The organism is Bacteroidales bacterium (assembly GCA_016709865.1).
Classification (GTDB): Bacteria; Bacteroidota; Bacteroidia; order Bacteroidales; family VadinHA17; genus LD21.
In genome coordinates this window covers 744,434-756,838 of the sequence record JADJLX010000005.1, presented here as the reverse complement: position 1 = coordinate 756,838, position 12,405 = coordinate 744,434, and the positions used below count along the sequence as shown (strand labels likewise).

The window sequence follows — 12,405 nt, the reverse complement described above, 5'->3', positions numbered from 1 at the left end:
ATCTTTTGCAAAATAAGCCAAAATGTTAGTATAAAACCAAAAATTTTATGCTCATATTAAACATATCAACAATCATACCGAAGTTTAGTTTAAGATAACTGTTCAATTTCTGGATTTTCAATTATTAAATTTTCTACATTTACGCCACACATTTTATTATCTAAACAATACTTATGGAAACTATTACAAATACTTTACGCGACTCCAAGGTTGCACGCTGGGGTGCGCTGGCCGTCGTATCCTTTACGATGTTATGCGGTTACTACTTAACAGACGTAATGGCACCGCTGAAACCATTGCTCGAGAAAGAACTTCTTTGGAACAGTGCAGAATACGGCATTTTTACAAGCGCATACGGCTGGTTTAATGTCTTCCTGGTGATGCTTATAATCGGCGGAATCATTCTCGATAAGATGGGAGTAAGGTTTACCGGTAAGATGGCAACCATCATTATGGTTATCGGAACTGCTCTGAAATATTGGGCTATCTCCACTCACTCACTTGATTCATCGATTATCCTCGGAATGAAAGGGCAGGTAGTGATTGCTGCCCTTGGATTTGCGATTTTCGGGGTAGGAGTGGAAGTAGCCGGAATAACTGTTTCAAAGATTATTGTTAAATGGTTTAAAGGGAAGGAGCTTGCCCTTGCAATGGGACTTGAGATGGCTACAGCAAGGATGGGAACTGCCCTGGCGCTTTCGACATCTGTTCCGATAGCTAATGCTTTCGGAAGTGTATCAGCTCCGATTCTTGTTTGCCTTATAATGTTATGTATTGGTATGATAGCATTCTTTATCTATACATTCATGGATAAAAAACTGGATGCATCGGTTTCCGCTGAAGCAGGTAGAACTGGTGTTACTGAAGAGGAGGAATCATTTCGTTTATCAGATATCTGGTTAATAGTTACAAATAAGGGATGGTGGTATATTGCAATCCTGTGTGTGTTATTCTATTCATCTGTATTCCCGTTCCTGAAGTATGCATCTGATTTAATGGTTAATAAATTCGGTGTTGATCCGGAATTTGCCGGTTCAATTCCTGCTTTGCTGCCTTTTGGTACAATTCTTTTAACACCTCTTTTTGGCAATCTGTATGACCGTAAGGGTAAAGGTGCCAGTATTATGATTCTCGGATCAATTCTGCTTATAATAGTCCATGTATTATTCTCAATACCATTTCTTAAACAAACACCGGTTGCGATATTCCTTATTATTGTGCTTGGAATAGGTTTTTCTCTTGTTCCCTCAGCAATGTGGCCTTCTGTGCCTAAGATCATTCCTGAGAAACAGCTTGGTTCTGCATATGCGATGATATTCTGGGTACAGAACTGGGGACTGATGGGTGTTCCTGCTCTTATAGGCTGGGTCCTTAATAAATATTGTATTACGGGAACACACCTTGTTGATGGTGTTGAGGTATCAAATTACAACTATACGCTTCCGATGATGATCTTTGCAGGTTTCGGAGTTCTTGCTCTTGTGTTTGCACTTCTTCTTAAGGCTGAAGACAAGAAGAAAGGGTATGGACTGGAACTGCCTAATATAAAGAGTTGATAGAATTAACGATTTTTTAACAAACTTTTTATCCTCAACAATTGTTTATTATATATGTTTGTTTATCAGTGAAACCAAATTAATACAGTTATGAAAAAAGTAATTATTGGAATATCCTTTGTAGCGATACTAGCAATTGTAGCCATTCTTTTTGTAAATGCAAAGAATGCACCACAGGAAGTTAAGAAACAGGCTACTGAAGCTGCTGCCGGTTGCGGAGCGTGTCCTTCTGCCACTGCAGCATGCGAACCTAAAGCTGAAGCCAAAACTGCAGCCGCTCCTTGTTGTGCTGAAATGGCTAAAAAGTAAGACAATTTAAAATATTTAAGGGTCATAGTTATCCGGATCTGCCGGTGAGTAGGGCCCTTTTTATTTTATTGAATACCAGCAAATAAGTTATCCTGCGACTGCCTTAAAGATCTGATACATAATTGCTCCTATGCCGGCACTTATAGGAATAGTCAGAATCCAGGCCCAGAAGATTTTTGTTGTTACACCCCATTTTACTGATGAAACACCTTTTCTTGCACCTACGCCAATTATAGCGCCTGTTATCGTATGAGTTGTACTCACAGGAATCCCGAAACCAGTTGCCCCGAAGAGAGTCAGTGCACCAGCTGTTTCAGCGCAAAATCCCTCAAATGGCTTTATTTTGGTAATCTTCTGGCCCATTGTTTTTACAATTCTCCATCCGCCGAAAAGTGTACCCAAAGCAATTGCTGTCTGACATGAAAGCTTTATCCATAATGCAATAGGATCTTCTTTGGTAGTCAGTCCTGAAACAATTAGTGCCAACCATATTATCCCCATTGATTTCTGAGCGTCATTGCCTCCATGTCCAAGACTGAGGCTTGAAGATGAAATAATCTGAAGCCTGCGGAATAATTTGTCAACATTTGATGGCGTGACTTTCCTGAATAAAAACACCACGAGTGATGAAATAATGAATGACATCAGCATTCCCAGTATTGGGGCGATGAAAATGAACGCTACTATTTTTAAAAAACCTGAAAAAATTATAACACCAAATCCGGAATGCATAACTGCAGCTCCAACGAGTCCGCCCACTAGTGTATGGGAAGAGCTTGATGGCAGTCCTATCCACCAGGTAAGAAGATTCCATACAATAGCAGCAACTAAAGCTGATGCAATAACTGTCAGATTAACAACTTCCTGATTAACAACATCTCCGCCGATAGTATGTGCTACCTTCATTGGAAAGAAAAAGAATGCAATAAAATTGAAAAAAGCAGCCAGGGTAACAGCAACAACAGGTGACAGGACTTTAGTAGAAATAACTATCGCTATAGAATTGGCTGAATCATGAAAGCCGTTTAAAAAATCAAATATCAGCACCAATGATATTACAAAATAAAGAAAAGCCATTACTTAAAATTGTATGGATCAGGTTTAACAAGATAATAATAATAGAATCAAATATAAAACGATTCGACAATAATGTTTCGAGACAATTATCAACTACTCGTTAGTCTGAATTAACTGAAAGAAAAAAGGCAGGACTGTATTATAGTCCTGCCTCTGTATTTTACTGAAAATGAATTATTAAGCCATTTTTATAAGTATAGCTTTGAGAGTATCTGTAACATCCTCTTCTTCATCTACACATCGTTCAAGAATTTCGAGTATTTTGTTGTTTTTCAAAAGTTCTTTGGGATCCTCTTCTTTCTCAAATAATTCGGATACACCCTTGAAATATAACTCATCAGCCTCATGCTCGATGGCTTTCACCTTGTCGCAGGCAAGCATAATTTTTGATTTATTCGCAACCGGATCTTTCAGACAATGAATAGCTGCTTCCACCTCTTTCGCGCCATCATATACCAGCTGAGCAAGCTCAACATAGATTGGTATCATTTTTTTCGGCTTGTATAAGCACATTCTGCGTGCGATTCCGTTAATTGAATCTACAACATCATCAATGTGAGCAGTTAGTTCATGAATATCTTCCCTGTCGAATGGAGTGATGAAGGACTTGTTAAGCTGTTCATAGGTCCTGTTTGTAATCTCATCACCAATATGTTCTACATCCCTGATCTCCTTATAGAGTCTTTCATGTTCCACTAAATCAGTGCTCGACATAAGCTCTTTTAGCAGTTCGGTAGCTTTAACGAGGTTTTGTGCATCAGCTTCGAATAACGGAAAGAAAGAGTGATCTTTCGGAACAAAAAATTTAAGAAAACTGTCAATATTCATAATTTTCAATATTATATTAATCTAATCCGGATATTTTATTAAATCACTGCATTCAGGAACCAAAACATAAGTGCCCCTACAACCGCTGATACTGGTATAGTTAATAACCATGCCCAGAAAATACTTGTTGTGACACCCCATTTTACGGCTGAAACGCCTTTTCTTGCACCTGCCCCCATTATTGCTCCGGTAATAACGTGTGTTGTACTTACCGGTATACCAAAATGAGTAGCTCCGAATAATGTTAATGCACCGGCTGATTCAGCACAAAATCCTTCGAATGGTTTTAGTTTTGTTATTTTCTGTCCCATAGTTTTTACGATTCTCCAGCCGCCCAGTAATGTTCCCAATGCAATAGCAGCCTGGCAGGAAAGTACTATCCAGAGAGCAATAGGATCATTCTTGGTCGCTAAACCTGCTGCGATAAGTGCTACCCAGATAATTCCCATCGACTTCTGTGCATCATTTCCTCCGTGGCCAAGGCTAAAAGCCGCAGCCGAAAGCAGCTGAAGCCTCCTGAAATGTTTATCCACCCCTGATGGTGATTTTTTTCTTACAAGAAAAATAACCAGCGCAGATATCAAAAACGACATAATCATTCCAAGTAAGGGAGCTATTACTATAAATACTACAATTTTAATTACCCCTGCAAATACTACCGACCCCCATCCTGAATAAGCAACCGCAGCGCCAACTAGTCCGCCTACAAGTGTGTGTGATGAACTGGAAGGAAGTCCAAGCCACCATGTGAGAAGGTTCCATGATATTGCCGCAATGAGTGCAGAGGCAATAACTGTGAGGTTTATAACATCAGGATTAATCACTCCTTTTCCGATTGTAGTAGCAACTTTCAATGGAAAGACAAGAAAAGCTATAAAGTTGAAAAAGGCTGCCATACTTACTGCTGCAACAGGTGAAAGTACTCTTGTTGAGACTATAGTTGCAATTGAGTTTGCCGAATCATGAAAACCGTTGATGAAGTCAAAGATCAGTACTAGTGCAACTACAATATATAAAAATGTCATGTTGGTCTATGATTTTTTGTTTAAGATATCTGATCTGAAAAATGAACCTGGTAGGATTTTTATATTGCTCATTTTTAAAAGAATATAAAATAACAATTTGTCAAGTTTAGGTTTTACAAAGTAACAAATTTGACATGAAACCGGAAAGGAATTGTTTATTAAGTTTTTGTTACAATTTTGAATCTATGGCATATCCTTAGTAAAGACATTGTTTATGTTACCAAATTACATTAATTTTATACACTAAATTTACAACAATTAAAATTATTTGAATATGAGCGACATAAGAAAACTTGAGCCGAAAGAATTGTGGAATTATTTTTATGAAATTACCCAGATCCCACGACCATCCAAGAAGGAAAAGAGAATTGTTGAATACATGGTTGCTTTTGGGAAAAAGCATAACCTTGAGACACTCGTGGATAAGGTTGGAAACGTAATAATCAGAAAACCAGCTACTAAAGGGATGGAGAACAGGAAAGGTATTATTTTCCAGACACATCTCGATATGGTGCCTCAAAAAAACAGCGACAAGAAACATGATTTTGAAAAAGACCCGATTGAAACTATAGTAGATGGGGAATGGGTCAGAGCCAACGGTACTACACTTGGATCCGATAACGGTGTAGGAGTTGCTGCAACTATGGCAGTACTTGCATCAACAACTATTGTTCACGGACCAGTTGAAGCACTTTTTACAATCGATGAAGAGACTGGCATGACAGGTGTTTTCGGACTTGAGAAAGGGTTATTGTTTGGTGATATTCTGATGAACCTCGATTCTGAGGACGAGGGTGAATTGTATGTTGGTTGTGCCGGTGGAATTGATGTCAGTGCTGTAAAAACTTATGCTGAGGAAGCCTCTCCTAAAGGAATGGCTGCGTATAGAATTACTGCAAAAGGTCTTAAAGGCGGGCATTCAGGAGTTGATATCGCCATGGGGAGAGCAAACTCAAACAAGCTTATGTTCCGTTTTCTTATGCAGGCTGAAGCAGATTTTGGTGTAAGACTTTCTGAAGCAGCCGGTGGTGATCTGAGAAATGCAATACCCCGTGAATCTTATTCATTACTTCTCGTCCCTGAAATAAAAACTGCTGAATTTGAGGCTTTTGTAAAAGGGTATGAAGAAATATATAAAGCTGAGTTTTCTGATACTGAGCCTGACTTGAAATTTGCATTTGAAAAAGTATCAGTCCCGGCGAAAGTGATGAATCAGGCCGACCAGTATAGGATTATAAGGGCTGTCTTTGTTTGTCCCAATGGTGTTGTTAGAATGAGTCAGGCTATGAAAGGACTTGTAGAAACATCAAACAACCTCGCTATTGTGAGTTGTAAGGATGGTAAGTTTGTTGCTCACAATCTGTGCAGGAGTTCAGTTGACTCTGCAAAGGAAGCAACAGCATGGAAAATTGCTGCTGTGTTCCATCTTATTAATGCAGATGTTAATCTTACTGGTGCATACCCTGGTTGGAAACCAAATATGAAGTCACCAATCCTGAAGACTATGAGCTCTGTATATAATGAACTCTATGGAAAGATTCCGGATATTAAGGCTATTCATGCTGGTCTTGAATGCGGCCTTATAAGTGGTGTTTATCCAAAACTGGATATGATATCTTTTGGCCCGACCATCAGATACCCGCATTCACCTGATGAGAAAGTCAATATAGAATCTGTTGGCAAATTCTGGAATTTTCTTGTAGAAACACTTAAACACATACCGGTTAAAGGCTAATAGTAATATTAGAGAGGGCGTCTCATAAATCCATTCTCTTTGTACCAATCCCCTAAAGGACTTCCTTAAAAACCCCCCCCCCCCCCCCCCTTTTAGACAACCTTTTATTTATTTGTAATTTAAGACAGAGTGTATGTTCAGGGATTTGTTAAAGACTGATTTAAAGTTAATTATACACAGACCTGTAATTATTTCTGCCATACTGATACCTGTATTACTTGTTACAGTTCTTAAGTTCGTATTTCCATTTATCTCAGTTCTTATTAATTCCGGAAACAGACTGAAGCCGGAAGACTATTTTACAATAATTTCTCTTGTTCTGATTTCTTCGATTCCTTTAGTTGTTGGATTCATCCTGGCTTCAGGTTTTTCTCATAGAAGCCTTTTATCATCGCCTACTCAGCATTACCGAAAGGAAATTAGCGCAATTTTTTTTATCAGGATACTGGAAACCTTTTTTCTGAGCTTTGTGTTAGTGCTGCTGGCAATAATAATAACTGATCCGATCCCATTTGAAGGCTGGCTGAGATCATTATATATTTCGGTGTTACTCTCATTACAGTCAGTTCATCTGGTATTCCTTATTACTAACAGGATATACCATAAAGCATCCAACACCGTAAATTATTTGATAAGTGCTCTGGTCCTTATTGCGGTTCCGGTTGGACTTCTGCTTAACAGTCCGTTCAATTGTCTTGCTTTTTTCTCACCTCTTTACTGGATAAGCTGGGCATGGCTTACAGATGTCCGGGTCGAAAGTGTGATTTCAGGTGCTATTTCGATACTTATTATCTCGGGTCCTGTAATTATTATTTACAGAATTCTGTTCAGGAGGAAACCAGTCTGAATTACCTGCTAACCGGTATATCTCGACATATGAGCCAGAAATAGATCTTTTCTGTTTCGTGAGACAGGCACCTGCGATCCATCAGTCATTTCAATATAACCGCCATCGTGCCTGACATACTTTTTGACATAATCGAGATTGATAAGGTGTGAGTTATGCGGACGGAAAAAATTCCTGTCATTTAAAAGATCCTGAAACTCTTTGAGGTGCTTCGATACAAGGATTTTCTTTTTATCGACTATATGAAACCATGAATAACTCCTGTCAGCCTCAATCCTTATTATTTCATTCGGATTCAGATACTCCCTGCCGTCGGAGGTTGGAATAACAAGCCTTGTAGGATGTGAGCTTCTGATATTCTCAAGGAGAGCTTCAAAGTTTTCATTTCCGGCCTTCGAATTAGTGCCTCTTTTTTGAATAACTCTGTTAACCGATTCTATGAATTCATTGATATTAATTGGCTTAAGGATATAATCCACAGCGCTGAACTTTATGGCTTTGATGGCATAATGATTAAATGCTGTTATAAACACGACATCAAAATCCTTCTCGGGGAAATGTGTTAATAAGTCAAATCCGGTACCATTTGGCATTTCAACATCAAGGAATACAAGTTCAGGTTTTATCTCCTTTATAAGTTTTACACCATCCTTAACATTATGAGCCTTACCTTTAACCTCAAGTCCCGGGCAGTATTCACCGATAATTGATGTTATAAAATCGACTGCGTCCGATTCATCGTCAATAATTACTGTTATAAGCTTATGCTTCATGTCAGAATTGGAATATGGATTTCTACCCTTGTGCCTTCCGGTTCTCCATCTTTGTTTTTCAGATCTGTATATATTGTTTTAAGACTTGTTCCGTACAAAGTATTTACCAGATCAAGTCTTGAATTAACAATCTGTGTCCCAAGCGAATTGTGATTTTTTTCACATTTTGTCTTCTTTTCATTCGCTGCTTCTCTGCCAATCCCGTTATCCTCAATAATACAGGAAATATAGTCTTTTTTCAGTTTCAGATCAATTTTTATTTGCCCTTTTCCTTCGAGGGGCATCAGGCCATGGCAAATGGAGTTTTCTACATATGGCTGAATGAGCATTGTTGGGACCTTATAAAGAATAGTGTCAATCTCCTCATCTATATCGATATTATAATCGAACTTATCCTTAAATCTGATTTTTTCAAGCTCAAGGTAGAGGTTGAGAGCGTCAAGTTCATCACGGAGCGGTACTGCAGTATGCTGTGAATTCTCAAGCACTTTGCGCATCAGGCTCGAAAACTTTGTAAGGTAATTGTTTGTTGCAAGTTTATCGTGCTGATACATATAGTACTGGATAGAGTTGAGCGTGTTAAAGATAAAGTGCGGGTTCATCTGCTGCCTCAGGTTTGCCTGAGTTATCTCAGATATCTTATGGTTCATTTCACTTATTCTTCTCTTTGCATTGATCTTTGCCCGGCTTATTATAAGAATTCCAATGGCAATACACAGAACAAATAAACCTGTAAAACCGTAAAGCATCAGTCTTTGATTACGTATTCTCAGTGAAAGTAACTGGAGCTCTTTTTTGTGGGTTTCAGCTTCATAGCGGATCCTGGCGTCGCTTAATCCTAAAACGTTACTTTTTTTTATCTGTGCATCACTATACTTCTTGAATAATACATAAGATTTATACGCGTTTGATGTGTCCTGCAGCTTGATATACAATTGACTCATATCGTCATATACCCATGAAAGGTTATAAACATCTTCAACTTTCTGAGCGTAATCAATTGATTTGTTGTAATATTTCAGAGCCTGATCATACTTGCTCATATCCCTGTATATTGTGCCAAGGTTTCCCAGTGCATTGGCTACATCTGCAAATCTTTTAAAAGGGATGCTGTACTTCAATGATTTTTCATATGTTTTGATTGCTTCATTATATTTCTTTTCCAGATAGAAGTTCCATCCCATATTAGCATAGGATAGCGAAATAAATGCTGTATCTCCCCGTATTAAGGCAATTTCATTACACTTTTTCAGAAGAGAATCACCTTTCTCGAAATCCCTTTCATTACTCAGAAAATCAGTTCCAAGTTTGTAAAGCCCATCCTCTATAAATAATGTATCCATCTCCTCAGATCCTGCATCAATCATTTTCTGAAGGCTGTTTCGGTACTCTATTTGATTTCCAAGGGTCTTATAAACATCTGCAATTCCACTGTAGCTTCTTGTTGTAAATCCTTTCAGTTTTATTTTTTTTAATAACTCAATGCTTTTTTCGAAATATTCAATACTCTCTTTAAAGGAACCCGTTCTAAGGTAGTATCTTCCAAGAAAATTGAGCGCTTTGGCTAAAACATCAGTCTCATCAAAGCTTTTAGCCAGTTTTACAGCAATAGAGGCTTCCTGGGAGGAATTGTTATAATCGCCGGTATTGAAAAAATATTCAGCTCTGGCAAGATGTAAAATTGCAGGAATCTCGATGTTTTCTTTTTTGCATATTAATTCAGCTGTATCAATGTATGCTTTCTGAACTTCAAGGTAAATAATCTTTGAGCCATAACTAAGGGCTGAACTGGAGTACCTTTCAACATCCGCTTTATTTCCTGCCGGTCTGGATTTTTTGTTTTGCTGAAATACCTCCGATGCTGAAAGTCCTGCTGTTAATGCGGAAGATATTCCATTGATGATGAGCAGTGCAATTAGTATTTTTCTTATCGGTCTCATAAAAACTAAATATACTTAGTTTCTCGCTATCTATATCCTAACCGAAAGGCCATTCCCTAAAATTCTAATTTAACAAGTCGACACAATCCGGTTTAGTACTTGCAATTTACATGCAAATATTAACTTTAAGCATAAATATTTTACGAATGGTCGTTTTGAGTTAACGGTTGGTAATGTTATAGTTTGATTTCCACCAGAAGATCATCCTTCATAACATTTGTGTTAGCTTTTGCGTAGACCTTTACTATTGTTCCGCTGACAGGGGCCAGAATTTCATTCTGCATCTTCATTGCCTCAAGAATTACGACAGCTTCTCCTCGTGTAACTGTAGCTCCCTCCCTGACAAGTACATCAATGATTTTGCCTGGCATTGGAGCCTTAACAAATTCCTGAACAACTTTACCCTTTTTAGAGTTGAGAACTTTCATCCTCTGTAGAGAGAATGGAGTCTCAACAGTAAACGTGTAGCTTATATCATTGAACAGAATCTCATATTTATTCTGACGCGAACGAATAATCTCAACCGGATACTTACGGTTTTTCCAGAGAATGTAGGTTCCCAGCTTCTCATCCGACTTGAGTTTTACCTCATACTCTCTTTTTCCAATCTTAATAGTATGCTTGAGGGGCATAGAGAAACTGAATTTTCTGTTTTCTGATGAGAGAGCAAAAAGCTTATTTATCTGAAGTTTGTCGTTTGCCATTGTAGTAACCCGATTTAAAATTGATTAATTCTCTTGTTCAGCAACCATGGACTCATGTCTTTTCCATTTTTGAAATCGATGTTGATACTGTCATCATTCAGGTTCTCCTCAACAAATAATTTGGTAGCCAGCCATGCTGCAAGCATCTCCTCATATTCGCTGTTAAAGTAGAATTTCTCAAGATCCTTTTCAATGAAAGCTGTTGTGAAATTTCCATCCTGAAATTTCGGATGACGCATGAGCATGCGGAAAAACGGGAGAGTGGTCTTAGTTCCTTTTATCCAGACTTTATCAAGTGCCATTTTGCAGTTTTTGATAGCCTCTTTGCGATCTTTTCCTTTGACAATAAGTTTGGCAATCATTGAATCGTAACTAGCAACAATAGATGAACCTGCCTGAACACCTGTATCTACCCGTACGCATGGGGCTGACGGCATATTTAAACTGACTATTTTACCCGGATCAGGTGCAAAACCTGCCTGTACATCCTCTGCGTTAATCCGGCACTCAATTGCCCATCCGCTGAGTTTTATATCACTTTGTTTAAATTTAAGTTCTTCCCCGTTAGCTATTCTGATTTGCTGCTCAATAAGATCAATACCTGTTATAATTTCAGTTACAGGGTGTTCTACCTGTATCCTGGTATTCATCTCCATAAAATAAAAATTCTTTTCTGAGTCAAGAAGAAATTCAACAGTGCCTGCTGAATGATAATCTACAGCTTTAGCAATCTGAACAGCCATTTTTCCCATTTTCTCCCTGAGTTTTTTATCAAGTGCGGAAGAGGGGGCTTCTTCAAGTAACTTCTGATGTTTTCTCTGTATTGAACACTCGCGTTCACCAAGGTGAATCACATTTCCTTTTGTATCTCCAAGTATTTGAAATTCAATGTGCTTCGGATTTTCAATGTATTTTTCAACAAAGACAGAAGGGTCATTGAAAGATTTCTCTGCTTCCTTGCTGGCGATGATAAACATCTTTTCCATCTCTTCAGATTTCCTCACAATCCTCATTCCTCTTCCTCCGCCACCAGAAGCTGCTTTTATAATTACAGGATAGCCAATTTTCTCAGCAACCAGTACAGCCTCTTCTTCATTTGCAATATTACCCTCATGTCCCATAGCCATAGGTATTCCACCTGCCATAGCTATTTTACGGGCAATTGTCTTATTTCCCATCTTATATATTGCATCAGGAGAGGGCCCGATGAAAATGATCTTGTTATCGATACACTTCTGTGCAAAATATGCGTTCTCGGCAAGAAATCCATATCCCGGATGTATCGCATTTGCATTTGTCTTAAGTGCAATAGCTATGAGTTTTTCAATATCAAGGAATACAGGGATCTCTGAGTTATCTTCTGTATTATCGTAGATGACATCAGCTGATGAGAGATACATTGCGTTAGGCTCAACTGCAGTCTGTACTGCAACTGTCTCTATTTTCATCAGTTTCGCAGTCTTCATGATTCTGACTGCTATCTCACCCCGGTTGGCTATTAATATTCTCTTTATCTTCATATTGTAGTAATGTTCTTTCTCATTTAAGGAGACAGCAAGCATGCTGTCTCTACTCAAAAATATTTCCGGGCCCCTTGCGCTTTGCTCTATG

11 protein-coding genes are annotated in these 12,405 nt (G+C 38.4%); 4 read left to right on the top strand and 7 right to left on the bottom strand.

The genetic code is table 11. The features are described 5' to 3' along the window. Positions 1-173 precede the first annotated feature (173 nt). Positions 174-1,556, top strand: coding sequence for an MFS transporter (locus IPJ16_11845; GenBank protein ID MBK7627860.1), 1,383 nt, complete (start codon positions 174-176; stop codon positions 1,554-1,556). Between the two features lie 90 nt (positions 1,557-1,646). Then, positions 1,647-1,865, top strand: a complete 219-nt coding sequence (locus tag IPJ16_11840; protein MBK7627859.1) for a hypothetical protein — start codon at positions 1,647-1,649, stop codon at positions 1,863-1,865. 87 nt (positions 1,866-1,952) lie between these two features. Here the strand turns inward: IPJ16_11840 and IPJ16_11835 are convergent, their stop codons facing one another. The 3 genes from IPJ16_11835 to IPJ16_11825 form a co-directional block, all read right to left on the bottom strand. Then, positions 1,953-2,942 (bottom strand): inorganic phosphate transporter, encoded by a 990-nt coding sequence (locus IPJ16_11835; GenBank protein MBK7627858.1) that lies wholly within the window; start codon positions 2,940-2,942, stop codon positions 1,953-1,955. Between the two features lie 177 nt (positions 2,943-3,119). Further along, positions 3,120-3,770, bottom strand: a complete 651-nt coding sequence (locus IPJ16_11830) for a DUF47 family protein (protein MBK7627857.1) — start codon at positions 3,768-3,770, stop codon at positions 3,120-3,122. A 38-nt stretch (positions 3,771-3,808) separates the two neighbouring features. Beyond that, positions 3,809-4,795: an inorganic phosphate transporter gene (locus tag IPJ16_11825; GenBank protein ID MBK7627856.1), complete on the bottom strand. Its 987-nt coding sequence runs from the start codon at positions 4,793-4,795 to the stop codon at positions 3,809-3,811. Positions 4,796-5,069: 274 nt separating this feature from the next. Here IPJ16_11825 and IPJ16_11820 point away from each other — a divergent pair, with 274 nt between their 5' ends. Both IPJ16_11820 and IPJ16_11815 read left to right on the top strand, forming a co-directional pair. Continuing rightward, positions 5,070-6,530, top strand: a complete 1,461-nt coding sequence (locus IPJ16_11820) for an aminoacyl-histidine dipeptidase (GenBank protein ID MBK7627855.1) — start codon at positions 5,070-5,072, stop codon at positions 6,528-6,530. Between the two features lie 133 nt (positions 6,531-6,663). Beyond that, complete coding sequence (locus tag IPJ16_11815; GenBank protein MBK7627854.1) at positions 6,664-7,377, top strand: hypothetical protein; 714 nt, start codon at positions 6,664-6,666, stop codon at positions 7,375-7,377. Between the two features lie 8 nt (positions 7,378-7,385). Here IPJ16_11815 and IPJ16_11810 read toward each other — a convergent pair whose 3' ends face one another. The 4 genes from IPJ16_11810 to IPJ16_11795 form a co-directional block, all read right to left on the bottom strand. Beyond that, complete coding sequence (locus tag IPJ16_11810; protein MBK7627853.1) at positions 7,386-8,150, bottom strand: response regulator transcription factor; 765 nt, start codon at positions 8,148-8,150, stop codon at positions 7,386-7,388. Beyond that, positions 8,147-10,090 carry a tetratricopeptide repeat protein gene (locus IPJ16_11805; protein MBK7627852.1) on the bottom strand — a complete coding sequence of 648 codons (1,944 nt, stop codon included), beginning with the start codon at positions 10,088-10,090 and terminating at the stop codon, positions 8,147-8,149. The genes IPJ16_11810 and IPJ16_11805 overlap by 4 nt, the downstream gene beginning before the upstream one ends. A gap of 176 nt (positions 10,091-10,266) precedes the next feature. After that, positions 10,267-10,794 carry an acetyl-CoA carboxylase biotin carboxyl carrier protein subunit gene (locus IPJ16_11800; protein ID MBK7627851.1) on the bottom strand — a complete coding sequence of 176 codons (528 nt, stop codon included), beginning with the start codon at positions 10,792-10,794 and terminating at the stop codon, positions 10,267-10,269. A gap of 14 nt (positions 10,795-10,808) precedes the next feature. Continuing rightward, a complete protein-coding gene (locus IPJ16_11795) occupies positions 10,809-12,314 on the bottom strand; it encodes an acetyl-CoA carboxylase biotin carboxylase subunit (GenBank protein ID MBK7627850.1) in 1,506 nt (501 codons plus the stop codon). Between the last annotated feature and the right edge of the window lie 91 nt (positions 12,315-12,405).